The sequence below is a fragment of the Devosia litorisediminis genome (assembly GCF_018334155.1).
Lineage (GTDB): Bacteria > Pseudomonadota > Alphaproteobacteria > Rhizobiales > Devosiaceae > Devosia > Devosia litorisediminis.
Genome location: NZ_JAGXTP010000002.1, coordinates 402,509 through 421,180 on the forward strand (window position 1 = coordinate 402,509; position 18,672 = coordinate 421,180).

18 protein-coding genes are annotated in these 18,672 nt (G+C 62.3%); 11 read left to right on the plus strand and 7 right to left on the minus strand.

Annotated features, from left to right (window positions below; genetic code table 11):
- Positions 1–175 precede the first annotated feature (175 nt).
- The 5 genes from KD146_RS14790 to KD146_RS14810 are packed head-to-tail and all read left to right on the plus strand — an operon-like array spanning position 176 to position 4,853.
- The gene (locus tag KD146_RS14790) at positions 176–1,051 is read left to right on the plus strand and encodes a carbohydrate ABC transporter permease (protein WP_269370815.1); all 876 of its coding nucleotides are present in this window, start codon (positions 176–178) and stop codon (positions 1,049–1,051) included.
- Entirely contained in the window at positions 1,048–1,905 is an 858-nt protein-coding gene (locus tag KD146_RS14795; protein WP_212659582.1) for a carbohydrate ABC transporter permease, read from the plus strand. Before KD146_RS14790 ends, KD146_RS14795 begins: the two co-directional genes overlap by 4 nt.
- 11 nt (positions 1,906–1,916) lie before the next feature.
- Positions 1,917–3,002 carry an ABC transporter ATP-binding protein gene (locus KD146_RS14800; protein WP_212659583.1) on the plus strand — a complete coding sequence of 362 codons (1,086 nt, stop codon included), beginning with the start codon at positions 1,917–1,919 and terminating at the stop codon, positions 3,000–3,002.
- A 2-nt stretch (positions 3,003–3,004) separates the two neighbouring features.
- Positions 3,005–4,111, plus strand: a complete 1,107-nt coding sequence (locus KD146_RS14805; RefSeq protein WP_212659584.1) for a mandelate racemase/muconate lactonizing enzyme family protein — start codon at positions 3,005–3,007, stop codon at positions 4,109–4,111.
- 10 nt (positions 4,112–4,121) lie between these two features.
- Positions 4,122–4,853 carry an SDR family oxidoreductase gene (locus tag KD146_RS14810; protein WP_212659585.1) on the plus strand — a complete coding sequence of 244 codons (732 nt, stop codon included), beginning with the start codon at positions 4,122–4,124 and terminating at the stop codon, positions 4,851–4,853.
- Positions 4,854–4,919: 66 nt separating this feature from the next.
- Here KD146_RS14810 and KD146_RS14815 read toward each other — a convergent pair whose 3' ends face one another.
- Together KD146_RS14815 and KD146_RS14820 are read right to left on the minus strand one after the other, a co-directional pair.
- A complete protein-coding gene (locus KD146_RS14815; RefSeq protein ID WP_212659586.1) occupies positions 4,920–5,675 on the minus strand; it encodes a fumarylacetoacetate hydrolase family protein in 756 nt (251 codons plus the stop codon).
- 14 nt (positions 5,676–5,689) lie between these two features.
- Entirely contained in the window at positions 5,690–6,922 is a 1,233-nt protein-coding gene (locus tag KD146_RS14820) for an aminopeptidase (protein WP_212659587.1), read from the minus strand.
- Positions 6,923–7,101: 179 nt separating this feature from the next.
- On the opposite strand from KD146_RS14820, the gene KD146_RS18405 reads away from it, so the two are divergent.
- Both KD146_RS18405 and KD146_RS14825 read left to right on the plus strand, forming a co-directional pair.
- Positions 7,102–7,224, plus strand: a complete 123-nt coding sequence (locus KD146_RS18405) for a hypothetical protein (RefSeq protein ID WP_269370722.1) — start codon at positions 7,102–7,104, stop codon at positions 7,222–7,224.
- Between the two features lie 373 nt (positions 7,225–7,597).
- Positions 7,598–9,406 (plus strand): ABC transporter ATP-binding protein, encoded by a 1,809-nt coding sequence (locus KD146_RS14825; RefSeq protein ID WP_212659588.1) that lies wholly within the window; start codon positions 7,598–7,600, stop codon positions 9,404–9,406.
- Positions 9,407–9,464: 58 nt separating this feature from the next.
- Here the strand turns inward: KD146_RS14825 and KD146_RS14830 are convergent, their stop codons facing one another.
- Both KD146_RS14830 and KD146_RS14835 read right to left on the minus strand, forming a co-directional pair.
- Positions 9,465–9,890: an organic hydroperoxide resistance protein gene (locus KD146_RS14830; protein ID WP_212659589.1), complete on the minus strand. Its 426-nt coding sequence runs from the start codon at positions 9,888–9,890 to the stop codon at positions 9,465–9,467.
- Between the two features lie 53 nt (positions 9,891–9,943).
- Positions 9,944–10,723, minus strand: a complete 780-nt coding sequence (locus KD146_RS14835; protein WP_212659590.1) for an SDR family oxidoreductase — start codon at positions 10,721–10,723, stop codon at positions 9,944–9,946.
- Positions 10,724–10,901: 178 nt separating this feature from the next.
- Here KD146_RS14835 and KD146_RS14840 point away from each other — a divergent pair, with 178 nt between their 5' ends.
- From KD146_RS14840 to KD146_RS14850, 3 genes are read left to right on the plus strand one after another with little or no spacing between them, the layout of a single operon-like run.
- Positions 10,902–11,825: a VOC family protein gene (locus KD146_RS14840; RefSeq protein ID WP_212659591.1), complete on the plus strand. Its 924-nt coding sequence runs from the start codon at positions 10,902–10,904 to the stop codon at positions 11,823–11,825.
- Between the two features lie 44 nt (positions 11,826–11,869).
- Positions 11,870–12,871 carry a zinc-binding alcohol dehydrogenase family protein gene (locus KD146_RS14845; protein ID WP_212659592.1) on the plus strand — a complete coding sequence of 334 codons (1,002 nt, stop codon included), beginning with the start codon at positions 11,870–11,872 and terminating at the stop codon, positions 12,869–12,871.
- An 8-nt stretch (positions 12,872–12,879) separates the two neighbouring features.
- Positions 12,880–13,422 (plus strand): DUF924 family protein, encoded by a 543-nt coding sequence (locus tag KD146_RS14850; RefSeq protein WP_212659593.1) that lies wholly within the window; start codon positions 12,880–12,882, stop codon positions 13,420–13,422.
- A gap of 12 nt (positions 13,423–13,434) precedes the next feature.
- On the opposite strand, the gene KD146_RS14855 is transcribed toward KD146_RS14850, so the two are convergent.
- Positions 13,435–14,349 (minus strand): sugar kinase, encoded by a 915-nt coding sequence (locus KD146_RS14855; RefSeq protein WP_249327881.1) that lies wholly within the window; start codon positions 14,347–14,349, stop codon positions 13,435–13,437.
- A 125-nt stretch (positions 14,350–14,474) separates the two neighbouring features.
- On the opposite strand from KD146_RS14855, the gene KD146_RS14860 reads away from it, so the two are divergent.
- Entirely contained in the window at positions 14,475–15,944 is a 1,470-nt protein-coding gene (locus KD146_RS14860; RefSeq protein ID WP_212659595.1) for a mannitol dehydrogenase family protein, read from the plus strand.
- A gap of 121 nt (positions 15,945–16,065) precedes the next feature.
- Here KD146_RS14860 and KD146_RS14865 read toward each other — a convergent pair whose 3' ends face one another.
- Positions 16,066–17,226 (minus strand): iron-containing alcohol dehydrogenase, encoded by a 1,161-nt coding sequence (locus KD146_RS14865; RefSeq protein WP_427857114.1) that lies wholly within the window; start codon positions 17,224–17,226, stop codon positions 16,066–16,068.
- Positions 17,226–18,608 (minus strand): aldehyde dehydrogenase family protein, encoded by a 1,383-nt coding sequence (locus KD146_RS14870; RefSeq protein ID WP_212659597.1) that lies wholly within the window; start codon positions 18,606–18,608, stop codon positions 17,226–17,228. The genes KD146_RS14865 and KD146_RS14870 overlap by 1 nt, the downstream gene beginning before the upstream one ends.
- Between the last annotated feature and the right edge of the window lie 64 nt (positions 18,609–18,672).

Below are 18,672 nucleotides of genomic sequence, written 5' to 3' on the forward strand. Positions count from 1 at the left end.
TAAACATGTTCAGCCAGATGCTGGCATGCATTGTTCTGGTTTGTTTATTTTAGTCGCCTTCCCCCGCGGGGGGGAAGCAAGGGTGGGGGTCCTTTCCGTGGCTACCGACGTCCAAATACCGCCACGTGCCCGCTGGAGCGAAGGCTTTGCCGCCTTTTTCCGTTCGCCGCGCGCCGTGCCCTATCTGCTGCTTCTGCCAGCCATCATCGTCATTCTGGCGGTGGTTCTGGTGCCGCTGCTGGTCTCGTTCTGGACCAGTTTCACCAGCTACAATCTGACCAAGCCCGCCACGCTGTTCAACTTCGTCGGTCTGCGCAATTACCAGCGCCTGATGGGCAATGAGGATTTCTGGTGGGCCTTCGGCCGGACCTTTATTTTCGTGACCATCACGCTGAATCTGGAAATGCTGCTCGGCCTGGGCTTGGCGCTGCTGATCAACAAGATCACCTGGGGTCAGCGCACGCTGCGCACCATCATGATGTTTCCCATGATGTTCTCGCCCATTCTGGTGGGATTCCAGTTCAAGTACATCTTCAACGACTCCATCGGTCTGGTGAACAACGCCCTGTTCGATCTGGGTCTGATCACCCAGCCCATTCCCTGGCTGGTCGATGGCACGCTGGCCAATTTCTCCATAATCTTCGCCGAAATCTGGATGTCGACCTCGATCTTCGCCATTCTGCTGCTGGCCGGATTGATGGCCCTGCCCAAGGATCCCATCGAGGCTGCCAAGGTTGATGGCTGTAATCCCCTGCAGGTGTTCCAGCACATCACGCTGCCCTTCCTGATGCCCTTTGTGTACATCGCCATGACCATCCGCTCGCTCGATGTGGCGCGGGCCTATGACATGGTCCGCATCATGACCAATGGTGGCCCGGCTGGCCGCACCGAGCTGATCTGGACGCTGATGACCCGCACCGGCTACCAGAACAGCCAGATGGGCATGGCCAATGCCATGGGCTATGTCTCGATCCTGCTCTCGATCTTTTTCACCGTGTTCTTCTTCCGCAAGCTCACCGCGGCGCGCACCTTCATGGGAGGCGCACAATGAGCCGTTTGAGCATCGAGAAGCCCTGGCAGCGCTGGCTGATCCGCTTTGGCGTCTTCGTCGCCATGGTGATCCTGACCGTGCCGGGTCTGTGGGTGGTGCTGACCGCCTTCCGCCCCAATATCGAGGTATTGGCGCGCCCGGCTGTCTGGATTCCCCAGCAGTGGACGCTGGACAATTTCGCCCGGCTGTTCGGTCTGTCCGATGTCCAGCAGGGCCTGCCGGTGGCGCAGTATTTCATCAACTCGCTGGTGATCTCGCTGACCTCCACCATGATCGCGGTGGTGATCGGCATGGCCGGCGGCTACGCCTTTGCCCGCTACCGCTTCCGCGGCAAGGCCACGCTGTTTCTCGCCTTCATGCTCAGCCGTACCGTGCCGGGTGTGGCGCTCAGCCTGCCGCTCTTCATCATCTGGGCCCGCCTGGGCATTATCGACACCAGCTTCGGCCTGATCGTGGTCTATCTGGCGGTCAACATCCCCTTCACCATCTGGCTGACAGACGGCTTTTTCCGGCAGATCCCGGTTGATCTGAGCGAAGCCGCCCAGATCGATGGCTGCACCGCATGGCAGGCCTTCTGGAAGATCGAATTTCCCCTGGCCCGCTCGGGACTGGCGTCAGCTGCGATCTTTGCCTTCCTCACGTCGTGGAACGAATATGCGCTGGCCAGCCAGCTCACCCGTACCACCGCCAGCAAGACCATGCCGGTCGGGCTCATGGACTTCACCGCCCAGTTCACCGTGGACTGGACCGGCATGAGTGCCATGGCCGTGCTCATCATCATTCCCGCTCTGGTTCTGACCTTCATCGTGCAAAAGCACCTGATCTCGGGTCTGACCTTTGGCGGCGTTAAATAAGGAATATTTCGGTGGCACAGGTTCGTCTGGACAAGGTCAGCAAAAGCTATGGCAAACTGGAGACGGTGCACGCCATCGATCTGGAGATTGCCCACAACGAATTCGTGGTTCTGGTGGGGCCTTCGGGCTGCGGCAAGTCCACCACGCTGCGCATGATCGCGGGGCTCGAGGAAATCACCGGGGGCACGATTTCGATCGGCGACCGGGTGGTCAACGACCTGCCGCCGCGTGCGCGCAACATCTCCATGGTGTTCCAGAGCTACGCGCTCTATCCGCATATGACGGTGCGCGACAATCTTGGCTTCGGGCTCAAGATCGCCAATATGGCCGAGGCCGAAATCACCAAGCGCGTCGATGACGCCGCCGATATTCTCGGCCTCGGCCCCTATATGGATCGCCTGCCGGCCAACCTGTCGGGCGGTCAGCGCCAGCGTGTCGCCATGGGCCGTGCCATTGTGCGCAATCCCGATGTGTTCCTGTTCGACGAACCGCTTTCCAACCTGGACGCCAAGCTGCGCGGCCAGATGCGTGTCGAGATCAAGAAGCTGCACCAGCGGGTCAAGACCACGGTGATCTACGTTACCCATGATCAGGTCGAAGCCATGACGCTGGCCGACCGTATCGTGATCATGCGCGACGGCGATATCGAGCAGATCGGCACGCCCAGCGAAGTGTTCGAACAGCCCGCCAATGTGTTCGTCGCCGGCTTTATCGGCAGCCCGCCCATGAACCTGCTCGATGCCGTGGTCAGCAATGGCAAGGCCCGGCTCAGCGACGGGCTCGAAGTGCCGCTGCCAGCGGGTCTGCCAGTCAGCCAATCCCAGCAAATCGTGCTCGGCTTCCGGCCCGAGAGTCTTGCGCCCAAGGGTCATGCGCTGCATGGCGATGGGGCAGCCATGCCGCTGCAGCGCAATGTCATCATCGCCGAGCCGCTGGGCACAGAGACCATTATCTTCGTCGAAATGGGCGGTATTGACGTGCAGGGCAAAATGCTCAATCCGCGCGTCGTCGCCCCGGGCGAGACGCTCGATTTCACCCTCGATCTGACCCGCCTGCATGTCTTTGACAAAGCATCCGGCAAGCGCGTGGTCGCCTAGTCATGGCCAAAATTGTCCGTGTCGAACTGCTCATGGTCGACCTCAAGCCCAAGGTGAAGCGGGTCGACGCCATTCAGAGCTTTGTCTCTCAGGAGACACCCATGGTGCGCATCACCGACGCCGATGGCGTGGTGGGCACCGGCTATAGCTATACCATCGGTACCGGCGGTCCCTCGGTGATGGCGCTGCTCGAGCGTACGCTGGGCCCGGCTATTATCGGCCGCGATGCCTATGACATCGAAGCCATCTGGCGCGACCTGCTGTTTCTCACCCATGCCACCACGGTGGGCGCGCTGACCGCTATTGCCATGGCGGCCATCGACACCGCGCTATGGGATCTCAAATGCCGCAAGCTGGGCCTGCCGCTGCACAAGCTGGCGGGTGGGGCCCAGGCCAGCATCCCGCTCTACACCACCGAAGGCGGCTGGCTGCATATCGAGCAGCCCGCGCTGGTTGAAGACGCCCTGCGCGCCAAGGCCGACGGTTTTGGCGGCTGCAAGCTCAAGATAGGTCGGCCAATCCATGAAGATGTGGCGCGCATTGCCGCTGTCCGCGAGGCGGTGGGCCCCGGCTTTGAAATCTTCACCGACGCCAATCAGGCCTTTGCCGTGGACGAAGCTATTCGCCGCGCCCGGGCCTATGAGCCACTCGATATCGGCTGGCTCGAAGAGCCGCTGCCGGCCGACGATATTTCGGGCCATGTGCGCCTGAGCGAGCAGACCAGCCTGCCCATCGCGGTGGGCGAAAGCCTCTATTCGGTCAGCCATTTTCGCGAATATCTGCAGCGCCACGCTGCGTCCATCATCCAGGTGGATGTCGGGCGTATTGGCGGCATCACCCCCTGGCTCAAGGTGGCGCATATGGCCGAAGCCTTCAATATCAGCGTCTGCCCACATTTCTTGATGGAATTGCACGTTTCGCTGTGTGCAGCCGTGCCCAATGCGCGCTGGGTGGAGTATATTCCCCAGCTCGACAGCCTCACCACCACGGGCATGACCATTGAGCAGGGCCGCGCCATCCCCTCGGACGCGCCGGGACTGGGCATTGCCTGGAACTTTGAAGCCATTGATCGCCTCGCGGTCGAGGGCAGCCGCATAACACTACAATAGGAATTCAGGCATGGCCGACATTACCGGTAAGATCGTTCTCATCACCGCCGCTGCCCAGGGCATTGGCCGCGCCTCGGTTGAAGCCTTCGTCAAGGCTGGCGCCACCGTGATCGCCACTGATGTGAACACCGAAAAGCTCGCCGAACTCGATGGCATGGCCGGCGTGACCACCCGTCGGCTCGACGTGCTGTCGCGCGATGCCGTCAAGCAGGCCGTGGCCGAGATCGGCCGCATTGACGTGCTGTTCAACTGCGCTGGCGTGGTCCATTCCGGCAGCGTGCTCGAAATGAGCGATAGCGATCTCGACTTTGCCTTCGATCTCAACATCAAGGCGCAGATCCGCACCATCCAGGCAGTGCTGCCGCAAATGCTCGAGCGCAAGGACGGCGCCATCATCAATATGGCCACCGTGGCCAGCTCGGTGAAGGGCGTGCCCAATCGCGCGGCCTACACCATCTCCAAGGCGGCCGTGGTGGGCCTGACCAAATCGGTCGCAGCCGATTACACCACTTCCAATATCCGGGTGAACGCGATTTGCCCCGGTACGGTGGACAGCCCCTCGCTGCATGAACGCTGGCACGCGACAGGCGACTTCGAAGCAGCCAAGAAGGCCTTCATCGCCCGCCAGCCCATCGGCCGCATTGCACGTCCGGACGAAGTGGCGGATCTGGCGGTCTATCTGGCTGGCGCGACCTATACGACGGGTCAGGTGCACATCATTGATGGTGGCTGGACGGCCTAGGCTGAAACGAAACAACCGGCCGAGGGGATCGGCCGGTTGTTCAAGGCAATCAATCTGATTGTGCTCTCAATAGCGCATGGCTGCGGTGACTGAACCCCAGGCGCCCATGCGGCCTTCGATGGACTGGGCTGCGCCGTGCGGGCCCAGGGCGCGCGATCCGGTGATGATCACCTGACCGGCCGTGAGCGGCAAGCCGCGTTCTGCGGCGTGGCTGGCGAGCCAGCCCAGGGCCGCCACGATATCCGACCAGTTCGCGCCCGAGGCGCCCGCTGTAGACTCAACGCCGTCAAACAGCAGCGTGACGGGCAGGGTGCTCAGCTCGGACCTGATCGCCCCGTCAAGGACGGGACCGACCACGACCGCACCATTGCTTTGCAGATCGCCCAGCTTGACGTTATGGGCGATGGCATCGCGGTCGACAAACGGGCTCGCCACCATTTCGAGAGCCGGGTGCAGGCTGGCAATCGCTGCTTCAACGGCAGCCGCGTCTGATCCGGCGGGCAGGTCCTGGCCCAGGGTAACCGCCACTTCCACTTCGGGAAAGATGAAGCCGTGCCTGGTTGAATCCAGCGCTGCCCCATTGGCAAAATAGCGGTTGGCCGGAATGGGCGCACAAATTGGCTCGCCCTGCCCACCGGCCATGACCTTCCAGCCACCCACTGGACCTAGTCGGGCGATGATCAGATCCTGCATGGCGTAGACGCCAGCCATGTCGGCTGGGGTCAGGCTCTCGGCGACGGCGCTGATACGCGCGCCGCCGTCATGGGCTGCAATCAACTGCGTCACCAGTTCTTCCATGATGTCGATCGTCTGGCCTGTCATCTGTGTGTCCTGGCTCAAAATGCCCACTCGCCCTTGCGCATGACGGGCTCGACAGTGCCATCGGCATGAACGCCATCAATGTCGATCTTGTCCGAGCCGATCATCCAGTCGATGTGGATGTTGGAGCTGTTGCCGCCGCGCTGGTTGATCTCGGCCTGGGACAGGTCCTTGCCGCCCTCAAAACAGTCCGAATAGCACTGGCCCTGCGCAATGTGGCACGAGGCGTTCTCATCATAGAGTGTGTTGAAGAACAGAATGCCCGAGGCGGAGATCGGCGAGGAATGCGGCACCAGGGCCACTTCGCCCAGATGACGGCCACCCTCATCGGTATCGAGCACCTTGTTGAAGATGTCCTGACCCTTGGAGGCCTTGAGTTCGACCAGTCGGCCACCTTCAAAGCGCGCCTGCATCTCTTCGATCAGCGTGCCGTTATGGCTTAGCGGCTTGGTGGCCGCCACGTGACCCTCAACGCGCGAGCGGTGCGGGGTGGTGAACACTTCCTCGGTCGGAATATTGGGATTGCAGGTCACCCCGTTCTTGGCTTCGGACGCGCCACCCTTCCAGCGGTGACCATCGGCCAGACCAACAGTCAGATCGGTGCCCGGACCGGTATATTTCAGCGACGAAAATGCCTTGCCGTTCAGCCATGTCCAGCGCGCCTTGAGATTGGCATTGTGCTCGGCCCAGGCGGCGATTGGATCATCGACATCGACCCGGCTGGCCTTGAAGATCGCATCGGCCAGCTTGCCGACCGCGACCTCTTCGCTGTCATTGGGAAAGACCAGCCTGGCCCAGGCGGCGCTGGGGTAGGACACAATGTTCCAGTTGATATCAAAGCCGGTGATCAGTTGCAGCGCAGGCTTGTAGGCTGCCGAATTGGCGCGCTGGGCACGGCTGACCTTTTCGGGGTCCTGGCCGGACAGCATCATGGGGTTGTCGCCGGCAATCGCCAGCCGCGCCGCATTGCCCTTGAAGGCCTCGGCCATGCCCGAATAAAGCCAGCCGGCAGCTTTGTCGAAGCTGGCATCATTGGCGTATTTGTAGCGCGCCAGAGTGGCTTCTTCATCCGAATAGATGGTGGTCACAACACCGGCACCAGCCTTGTAGGCGTGCTCGGTGATCCGGCGAACCAGCGGCGCGGCGGTCAGCGGCGCGGTCATCACCAGATCCTGGCCTTCTTCGAGCTGCAGCCCCACCTTGATGGCAACCTGGGCGAGCTTGTCGAGCTTGACGGGATCAATGGTCATTTGGGCAAAAGCCTCTTGGTTTTGAATCGATTGGCGGGAGCCTAGTCCCGCCGCGACCTCTGCGCCACCCAGCGCAATGGCAAAATTTATTGCGCTAAATCCAAAGTTTATTGACCTGAATCAAGGTCGCTGGCGCCGGCCGCTGGCAAATATGCGCCTGTTAGGACAGGAGCATAAAAATGGTCATCACTCTTCCCATCATTCTCAGCGTTGTCGTTGCCATGTTCGGCGTGTTCATGGCTGGTCTGGCCTATGCCGCCTGGTCAACCCGCAATATCGAACTGACGCCACAGCAGCACTAGAACCGCCACCACAGCCCGGTCTGGGCGCGGTCTGGCCGGCCCCTCCGGGCCCTTGTGGCTTTCCTGCATCACTTGCACCTTTGCCGTGCTTGCCCCGTTGGCAAGCGCGGTCGCTTTGCGTATCAATCGTGAACCGCTTCAGATCACCAACAAGGGAGGCGTTGTATGACAGTAACATTCATCGAACTCCCCGCAGGCAAGCACCGGGCCTAAGCCCATTGCCTTTCGCGGCCCGCCGAACCGGCCAGCCGCCCGCGGTATCTCCATCACAGCCCCCTTGATCTGACGGGATCATTCTGCCCCGTTCCGGCTGTGCCTTTCATTTTTGATGTTTTTGAGGGCCGGTCACCGGAAAACGGAGCCGGGCTGCCATATGAGTCGCAAGAAACTCGATTTCCGGGCTGACGCGTTCCGCGATGTGCTCGGCTACACATTCAGCCACTGGGCCAAGCAGCCCCTGCGGGCCGCCTTCATTGCCCTGCTGGTGCTCAGCGCTACGCTGGCCGAGGCCTTCAGCCCGATCTTTGCCGGTCGTCTGGTCGATGCCGTCGCCTCGGGCAGCGGCACCAATGACGCGTTCTGGATTCCGGCCGTAACCGCATTCTGGACCATGGCCGGGCTCTATCTGTGCTCTGTCGTGCTGCGCCAGTTCATCTATTTCAACATCATCACCTTCACCCTGACCATGATGAAGGACATCATCGCCAGCGCCTTTCATCGTGTACAGCGCTTCTCGACAGACTGGCATGCCAACAGCTTTGCCGGCTCGACCGTGCGCAAGATCACCCGTGGTTCTGGCGCACTGGACCTGCTCAATGACACGCTGCTGATTGCCCTGTTGCCCTCGATCACCATGCTGGTGGGCGCCACGGTGATCCTGGGCGCTGCCTGGCCCGTCATGGGGCTGGTGGTGGGTGCCGGCTCGCTGATCTACATCGTGATCACCGTCTGGCTTTCCGTCAGCTTCGTGGCGCCTTCGGGGACACTGGCCAATGCCTGGGACACCAAGATGGGCGGCGCGCTGGCCGATGCGGTCAGCTGCAACTCGGTGGTCAAGGCATTCGGCGCCGAAGCCCGCGAGGAAGACATTCTCGAGCGCGTCGTCAGCAAATGGCGCAAGCGCACACGGCGGCTCTGGCAGCGCGGCACGATCAATGGTGGCGCGCAGGGCCTGATGATGGCCGCCATGCAGACTGCCATTCTGGGCACGGCCTTGCTGCTGTGGCAGCAGGGACTGGCCACGCCGGGCGACATCACCTTCGTGCTGACCATGTTCTTTGTGCTGCAGGGCCATCTGCGCGATGTCGGCCAGCACATCCGCAATCTGCAGCGCTCAGTCAACGATATGGAAGAACTGGTTGCCCTGGGCGATCAGTCATTGGGCATTGAGGATCATTCTGATGCCGGCCCCATCCAGATCGGTGCCGGCGCCATCGCCTTTGACAATGTGACGTTCCAGTATGGCAGCCATCCAACGCCGCTCTACAAGGACTTCTCGGTCAAGATTGCCTCGGGCGAGCGGGTGGGTCTGGTGGGCCATTCGGGGTCCGGCAAGACGACCTTCGTCAAGCTGATCCAGCGGCTCTATGACGTCAATGACGGCGCCATCACCATTGATGGCCAGAACATTGCGCATGTGCAGCAGTCCAGCCTGCGCGGCCAGATCGCAATTGTGCAGCAGGAGCCGATCCTGTTTCACCGCACCCTGGCCGAGAACATCGCCTATGCGCGTCCCGGTGCCTCGCGCGCCCAGATCGAGCTGGCGGCGAGCCAGGCCAATGCCCACCACTTCATTCTCGACCTGCCCAAGGGCTACGAGACGCTGGTGGGTGAACGCGGGGTTAAGCTGTCGGGTGGCGAGCGTCAGCGCGTGGCCATTGCCCGCGCGTTCCTGGCCGATGCACCGATCCTGATCCTGGATGAGGCCACCTCGAGCCTGGACAGCGAAAGCGAGGCCCAGATTCAGGAGGCCATGGAGCGCCTGATGGTGGGTCGGACCACGCTGGTGATTGCCCATCGCCTCTCGACGGTGCGGGCACTCGATCGCCTGCTGGTGTTCGACAAGGGGCATATTGCCGAAGAGGGCGATCATCAGGCGCTGATCAAGCTCAAGGGCGGCATCTATCGCGGACTGTTCGAGCGTCAGGCGCTCGAGCTGACCAAGGGCCTCAACGTCGCCTGACACAAATAAAGACGCCGGGGCCATCATGGTCCCGGCGTCTTGTATTTTTGGTGAGGCGCTAGACGACGTCGAGCGTCACCTCAAAGCCTTTGCGGCTGACTTCGCTATAGGGGCAGATGATGTGCGCGCGCTTGACGATGTCTTCGACCTTGGCCTTGTCCATCCCTGGAACATGGGCCTTGAGCGCTGCCTGGATCCAGAAACCTTCGCCATCGGGCCGGTCGCGGAAGCTTACTTCGGCGGTGACCGTCGCATCATCGGGGATGGTGTCGCCGGACTTGCGGGCCGCGCCCTTCATGGCGCCCAGAAAGCAGGCCGAGTAACCCAGCGCGAACAACTGCTCGGGATTGGTGCCGCGCGCGCCGTCGCCGCCCATCTCCTTGGGCGAGGTAAGGGTGACATCGAGCACCCCGTCATCGGTGGCACCGTGGCCCTGACGGCCACCGGTTGAGGTGGCCTTGGCGGTATACATGATCTTGGTCATCTGTTGTCTCCTGGTGGGGCCGGGCCCGGCGGGCTCGGGTCGTTGCATTGACCTTAGCGTAGCAGCGACTGGCCGCCATCGACATAGACCGGCACGCCGGTAATATGCCGCGCCGCGTCCGAGGCCAGAAAGGCAATGGTTTCGGCAACGTCCCCGCTCTTGCCCGGCTCGCCGCCTGTAAGCGGAATGTCCCCCTGGGGAAACTCGACCGGGATCTCGGCGGCGGCGACATTGCGCTTGTCGGTATTGTCGTCGATCTGCGTGTCGATGGCCCCGGGACACACAGCATTGACCCGGATCTTGTGCGGGCCCAGTTCGAGCGCCAATTGCTGGGCCATCGCCACCTGCGCCGCCTTGGTCGCGGCATAGGCCGTGGCGCCGGCACTTGTGAAAGTGCGATTGCCGTTGATTGACGACACGATGATGATGGCGCCGCCAGCCCGCTTGAGATGGGGTACTGTCAGATGCAGCGTGAGATAGGTGCCACCCAGATTGGTGGTCGTGGTCTTGTCCCACTCATCGGGCATCAATTCGTCGATCGGGGCCCAGACCCCGTTAATGCCGGCATTGGCCACCACGATATCGATCTGGCCCCAATCTCCCATGATCCGGTCGACCGCGGCGCGCATGCCATCGGGGTCCGATATATCGGCCGACACCGCCATGGCTTGCCCGCCAGCCTCCACGATCTCGTCGCGGGTGGCATTGATTTCCTCATCGGTCCGGCTGAGCACGGCGACGCGCGCGCCACCCTTGGCCAGCCGCAGTGCCGTGGCCTTGCCAATGCCCGATCCGGCACCGGTGACCAAAGCGACCTTGTCGGAAAACTGCATGTTTGGCTCCCTATTGCCTGTAACGCTCCTGACCCAAGTCATGGCGGGCCCCAAGGTTCCTTGGCCCGGGTGTTTCAATGCACTCTATCGTCCGCACTGTTCGTGGAATCGGCCCTGCTCTTTGCCACCGCAGGGGCCTATGTAAGGGTCAAGTTTCCCGGCAATGCAGGAGCGTGCCATGATTGATACATCCATGCAGACCAATGTGAAGTCTGCCCCATTGCTGCCGCTGACCACCACGCTGGGCACCGTCCATATCGCGGTGACCGACCGTGCCCGGGCATTGGCCATCTGGCAGGACGTGGTCGGGCTTGAGCTGCTTGCCGAAAGCGGTGGCGCCCTGACCATGGGCGCTGGTGGCAAGCCGCTGATCGTGCTCGAAACCGGTGCCACCGCGCCTGTGACGCCCCGCAGCATCGGGCTGTATCACGTCGCCATCCACGTGCCGCAACGCGCTGATCTGGCGCAAATGACCGTGCGCGCCATGCAGCGCAATGTCCGCATCTCGCCCACCGATCATCTGGTGTCTGAAGCCATCTATCTCTGGGATCTGGACGGTAATGGCATCGAGATCACTTTCGAAACGCCCTGGCGCGGCCATCTGGGCGATCCGGAGAAGGGCGAAAACTATGCTATCTCGGCTGATGGCAAGCCCCATTCAGGGCGCGATCCGATCGATCTGGACGGCCTGCTCGCTGAACTGGGTGCGCAGCCCGTTCTTGCCGCCCGCATGCCGGCCGGCACCCGCATCGGCCATGTCCATGTCCATGTCAAAGACCTGCATCAGGCCATGGGTTTCTACCGTGACGTTATCGGCTTTGCCGGCTTTCTGCTGATCGATTCCTTCGGCATGGGCGATGTCGGGCTCGACTACATGCCCCATACCCTGGCTTTCAATGTATGGTCGGGCCCCAATGCCACCCTGCCGGCTGCCGGCACTGCCGGTCTGCGCTGGTTCACCATCGTGTTGCCCGACGCCGTCACGCTCGATCAGGTCAGGGCGCGCCTGCAGCAGGCTGGTGCCCCCATTGAAGCGCTGACCAACGGCATCGAGACCCAGGATCCCTCCGGCAATCGTATTCAGATCATGGTCAGCGACTGACTGACATGTTAGTCCTTCCGGTGAGTAATCGGGAGGACTTTTTCATGCGGGCCATTTCCTGCGCCGCGCCGGGTGAACTGGCATTGGTCGATATTGCAGCGCCGGCGCTCAAGCCCGGCTGGGTGCGGGTGGGCATTCGCCATATCGGCATTTGCGGCACCGACTATCATATCTTCGAGGGCAAGCACCCTTTCCTGCAATATCCCATCATCATGGGCCATGAGCTGTCCGGCGTCGTGCTCGACGCCAATGGCGCGGCCAGCCTGAGCGATGGCGACGCGGTGGTGATCAACCCCTATCTGCCCTGCTACCAGTGCCCCGCCTGCACCGAAGGCAAGACCAATTGCTGCGAGAGCCTGACGGTGATCGGCGTGCATGGCGATGGCGGCATGGCCGAAGAGATCGTCATCCCCGAGGCCAATCTTTACCCCGCCAAGGGGCTCAGCCTGCGCGATGCGGCCATGGTGGAATTCCTCGCCATTGGCGCGCACGCGGTGCGGCGTACCGAGCTCAAGCCGGGCTGGCGCGTGCTGGTGGTGGGCGGCGGTCCCATCGGACTGGGCGTGGCGTTTTTTGCCCGCATTGCCGGCGCTGAGGTGACCATTCTGGACGCTGCGGCCGACAAGCTGGACGTGGCGCGCGATTTCGGCTTTGGCGCAGTAGCGCTCGACGCTCGTGATAGCGCGGAGTTCAAGACGCGCATGGCGACCGGTTTTGATGCCGTGTTTGACGCCACCGGCGCCATCCCCGCCATGAACCAGGCGGTCGGTTATTGCCGCAATGGTGGCGCGCTGACGCTGGTCGGCGTGGTCAAGGGTACACTGGCCTGGGAAGACCCCGAAATTCACAAGCGCGAACTGACCATCCGCGCCTCGCGCAATGCCACGCGGGAAGATTTCGACCATGTCATGACCCACATCGCCAATGGTAACGTGCCCACTGACAGGCTTGCCACGCACGCCACCAGCTTTGATGATGTGCCCGCCAATATGCCGAAATGGGCCCATGACCGATCCGGGCTGATCAAGGCCATCATCACGCTCTAGGAGGCCCCATGCGCAACGCTCAGGACGTCATCGATTTCTGGTTTGTCCGCCATGGCAGCGACGACTGGTTTGGCGGCAAGGCCGAGTTTGACGCGGCGCTGGCCGCCGAGTTCGCCGAAACCCACGCCGCCGTGGCGCGGGCCGAGGCCTGGCAGTGGCGCGCAACGTCTGATGGGCGGCTGGCCGAGATCATCGTGCTCGATCAGTTTTCCCGTCAATTGCACCGTGGTTCAGCTCAGGCCTTCGCACAGGACAAGATGGCCGTGGCGCTGGCCCAGGAGGCGATTGCTGCCGGGGCCGATCAGGGGCTCGATCAGGACCATGCCATGTTCCTCTACATGCCCTTCATGCACGCCGAGTCGCTGGTGCTGCAGGAGGAGGGCGTCAAGCTGTTCGCCAGCTTCAGCGAGAATCTGCAGAAATTCATGACCGGCCACCGCGATACCATCGCCCGCTTTGGCCGCTTCCCGTTCCGCAACAAGGCGCTGGGGCGCACCAGCACGCCTGAGGAACAAGCCTATATGGCAGAGCAGGGTGATCGGGTTTACTGAGACGCTCAGCCCCTAGAGCGACACCAGCTTGGGATCAACCAGCGCGCCTTTCTGGCCGATGACGATGCCCGCGACGCGGTGGGCCGCTTCGGCAGCTTCGCGCAGCGATTTGCCGGCCAGGCGCGCCGAGAGATAGGCGCCATTGAAGCTGTCGCCAGCGCCCGTGGCATCGACCACGCTTTTGGCGGTTGGCGGCGCGACACGGACGCGCTCATGGGCGGTGGCGATCAGCGCTTCGCCCGCACCATCCTTGACCACCACTTCTTCCACACCCAGTTCGAGATAGCGGTCTGCCGTCTCGTCGACATTCTTGTCGCCAAACAGCGGCGCTTCGTCGGAATGGGTGGGCAGCACGATATCGCACAGGCTTGCTGCCGCGGTCAGTACGCCCGCCATCACACGCGGACTGGTCCACAGGGCAGGGCGCAGATTGGTGTCGAAAGCGACCTTGGCGCCATTGTCGCGCGCCCGCACCACAGCGCCGAGCAGGCGGCCGCGGGCGCGGGGCGCCAGAATGGCGAGCGTGATGCCCGAAACATAGACCATGCTGGCGCCTTCAACGGCCTTGGCCAGCGCGTCCTTGTCATCGGCCAGCAGCTTGGCAGCGGAGGTGTCGCGCCAATAGGTGAAGTGGCGATCCCCGTCGGCCTGATGGATCATGTAAAGGCCGGGACGGCGATCGGGCACGGTGCGAATATGGCTGGTGCCAATGCCATTGGCGTCGAGAAAGGCCTTGATGTCGGAAGAGTATTTGTCAGCTCCCAGCCCGGTGAAATAGTCGACCGACCAGTCATCGCCGAGCAGGGCACGCATATACCAGGCGGTGTTGAGCGTATCGCCGGCATAGCCGAGGCGATATTGGCGATCCTCGCCGCCACTCATTTCGATCATGCATTCACCGATGCTGACGAAGCGATGCTGTACCAAGCCCTTGCCCTCCTTGCGTGTGTCAGGCTTATGCCGGTAAAGCCCATTTGCCTGCAAGTCACTATCTTCCATACAAGATCAGAAGGCACTATGGTGCCGCCAAATTTGTTTCGCCGGAGATTTCCATGTCGCGTCTGAGCGCCAAGACCCTCAACAGCATTCCCGCCGGGGTGGCTGTGCCCAATTACGATCGCAGCACACTCACTCCCGGCATTGTGCATCTGGGCATTGGCGCCTTTCACCGCGCCCATATGGCGGTCTATGTCGATGATCTGCTCAAGGACCATCCCGATTGGGCCATTGTCGGCGCCAGCCTGCGCCGCCCCGATACCAAGGATGCGCTTGAACCCCAGGACGGCCTCTACACCATTGCGGTGCGCGACGCCCAGGGCACCCATCCCCGCGTCATCGGCTCGATCCTGAACGTGCTCGACGCCAACACCCAGCGCGAAGAATTGCTGGCGCTGATGGCGGATCCAAAAATCCGCATTGTGTCGCTGACCGTCACCGAAAAGGGCTATTGCCACGATCCGGCAACGGGCGAGCTCGATGAACGCCACTCCGATATTGCCCACGACCTGGCCAACCCGACCGCGCCGAAATCCGCACCGGGCATGCTGGTCGAAGCGCTGGCCCGCCGCCATGCCGCTGGCGTGCCGCCCTTTGCGGTGATGAGCTGCGATAATCTGCCATCGAACGGCGAGACGGTGCAGCGCATCGTCACCCGCTTTGCCAGCCTGCGCGATGTGATGCTGGGCGACTGGGTCATGCAGAACGTCGCCTTCCCCGGCACCATGGTGGACCGCATCGTGCCCTCCACCACCGATGCTGATCGCGATACCATTGCCGGTCTTATCGGGGCTGACGACGCCTGGCCGATCATGACCGAGCCCTTCACCCAATGGGTGATTGAGGACAAGTTCCCCCAGGGCCGTCCACCGTTTGAAACGGTCGGCGCGCAGCTGGTTGAGGATGTCGAGCCCTTCGAGCGCATGAAGCTGCGCATGCTCAATGGCAGCCACTCGACAATCGCCTATCTCGGCTATCTGGCGGGCCATGAATATGTATCGCAGGCCATTGCCGATCCCGCCTTCCACAAGCTGATCCACGGTCTGATGACCGAGGAAGCCATGCCAACGCTGGACATGCCCGGCACCGATCTGGGCGCCTATCGTGACCAGCTGCTGGCGCGCTTCGCCAATCCGGCCCTGCAGCACCGCACCTGGCAGATCGCCATGGATGGCAGCCAGAAATTGCCGCAGCGCCTGCTCGGCACCATTCGCGATCGGCTGGCGGCCGATCAGCCCTTCGAGCGGCTGGCGCTCGGTGTGGCCGCCTGGATGCGCTATGTCGTGGGCATTGACGAAAAGGGCGAGAACATCGACGTGCGCGATCCGCTCGCCATGCGCATGATGGCCATTGCCGCCGAAGCCGGCGACGATGCCGAAGCGCTCTATGTCGGGCTGGTGGCGCTCAATGAAGTGTTTGGTACCGATCTGGCCGACAACCAAGCCTTTGGCGATGCTGTCGTTACCCATCTCGAAGCCCTGTTCGATGATGGCGTGGTCGAGACGATCAAGGCTGTTGTGGGTTAGGCACCCCACCCAGCCTCCCCCTGAAGGGGGAGGAGTCAGTTTGGTGTTTGGTGTGAGACAGCGCCCATGAGTGGAGCGGCCCCTCCCCCTCTCAGGGGGAGGTTGGGTGGGGGCTCCCCCCTTAGACCCGGCCTTCCATGGCCCGATCAAAGATCTCCAGCGCCAGTTCCTTTGTCAGCTTGATCGGATTGCCGCCAGCCGTCGGATCGACAATGGCCATGTCCCCGATCAGCTCGCGCCTGGCGCTGTCGACGTTGAACTCGGCCAGCGTATGCGGCACGTCCAGGCGCAGGCGCAGCCCGATCACCGCATGCTGGAAGGCCTCAAAGGTTGGTGACAGCCCCAGATAACCGGCCAGTCGGCCGATGCGCGCTTCAATCGCGGCTTTGTTGACGATCAGCACATAGGGCATGAATACCGCATTGGTCATGCCGTGATGGGTATCATAGAGCGCGCCGACTGGATGGCTGAGCGCGTGAATGGCGCCGAGCCCCTTCTGGAAGGCGGTGGCGCCCATGGCCGCCGCGCTCATCATGTGACCGCGCGCCACAAGATCACTGGGATTGGCCACCACCTTGGGCAGGTTCTCCAGCACCAGCCGAATGCCTTCGACGGCAATGCCATCGGCCATCGGGTGATAGCCGGGCGCGCAATAGGCTTCCAGGCAATGCGCCAGCGCATCCATGCCGGTACCGATGGTGATAAAGGCGGGCATGCCAACGGTAAGTTCGGGGTCGGCGATCACAACCTTGGGCATCATCAGCGGGTGGAAGATCACTTTTTTGGTGTGCGTGGTCTCGTCGGTAATCACCCCGGCGCGACCGACTTCCGAACCGGTGCCCGCAGTGGTCGGCACGGCAATGATGGGCAGGATGCCGGCGGGGTCCGCGCGGGTCCACCAGTCACCAATATCCTCGAAGTCCCACATTGGCCGGGTCTGCCCCGCCATGAAGGCGATGACCTTGGCCGCATCAAGCCCCGAGCCGCCGCCAAAGGCGATGACGCCATCATGGCCGCCCTCGCGCAATTGCTTGATGCCCGCCTCGACATTGGCCGAGATCGGATTGGGTTTGACGTCAGCAAACACGCCCACCGGCATGCCCGCATCCTTGAGCAGGGCGATGGTGTTCTGCGTGACCGGCAGATTGACCAGCCCCGCATCGGTCACCAGCAAGGGCTTGGTTATCCCGGCTTCCTTGAGGATCTCGGGTAGCTCGGCAATGCGGCCAGGGCCGAACTTGATCGCGGTGGGGAAATTCCAGTTGGCTTTGGTCATGTCGATTACACCCGCTTCAAGTGGTAGGATTTTGGCTGGGTCAGATTGGCGTAGCCGATTTCGCTCAGGCTGCCGCCCTTGCCGGTGTCCTTGACCCCGGTCCAGACCAGGCCCGGATCAAGATAGTCACAGCGATTGGCAAACACGGTGCCGGTTTCAATGCGGCTGCCCAGTTGCGCCGCGGCGTCCAGATCATTGGTCCAGATCGAGGCGGTCAGCCCATAGGGGCTGTCATTCATCAGCGCGATGGCTTCGGCGTCATCGGCCACCTTCATGATCCCCACCACCGGGCCAAAGCTCTCCTCGCGCATCACGCTCATCTGGTGATTGACCCCGGTCAGCACCTCCGGCGTCAGATAGGGCGAGCCGGGTACGTCCAGCTTGTGGCGGGTATTGAGCCGCGCCACCGCGCCGCCGCGTTCGGCCTCTTCGGTCTGCTGGCGCACATGATCGGCAAAGCTGCCGCGCGCCATCGGCCCCACCATGGTGTCGGCCTCGAACGGATTGCCCAGCGTCCAGCCGCTGGCGGCTTCTACGAACTCATCGACAAAACGGTCATAGACATCGCCATGCACATAGATGCGCTCAATGCCGCAACAGCTCTGGCCAGAGTTGAAGAATGACCCATCGACCAGGCTTTCAACAGCATGCTCGATCTTGGCGTCGGCCCGCACATAGGCAGGGTCCTTGCCGCCCAGCTCCAGCCCCAGCGTGGCGAAGGTGCCCGCCGCAGCCTTTTCGATGCGACGACCGCCCTCAACCGAGCCGGTGAAATTGATGTGGTCGATCTGCCCCGAGCCGATCAGCGTCTCGGTATCGGCATGACCCATCACCAGATTCTGGAACAGCCCGGCGGGCAGCCCCGCCTGCTCGGCGGCCAGCGCGAAACGCTCGCCGGCCAACAGGGTCTGGCTGGCATGCTTGAGGATGACCGCATTGCCCGCGACCAGCGCGGGCACGATGGAATTGACCGCCGTCAGGAACGGGTAGTTCCACGGCGCAATCACCAGCACGATACCCAGCGCTTCGCGGGTAATGTAGCGGGTGAAATTATCCTTTTGCGGCAGCGCAATTGGCGCCAAGGCGCTGTCGGCCAGCCCGATCATGTAGCGCGCGCGCTCTTCAACGCCGCCCTTTTCGCCGCCATAGCGGACCGGTCGGCCCATCTGCCAGGCGAGTTCGGGCACAATCTCGTCATTCATCAGCAGCAGCGCGTCGACCAAATGGCTGACGATCTTCTGGCGCTCGGCCAGGGTGGTTTCACCCCAGGCCCGCCGCGCCATCTGCGCGCGAATGACCGCGGTTTCAATGTCGACGCCGCTGGCCAGTGGCCGCTCGGCATAGACGCTGCCATCTACCGGCGAGATGATTTTTACGGTGTCAGTCATGTGTTCCGAACTCGTTCAACCCACAGTGTCATCCCGGCCCTGAGCCGGGATACATCCTGGAATT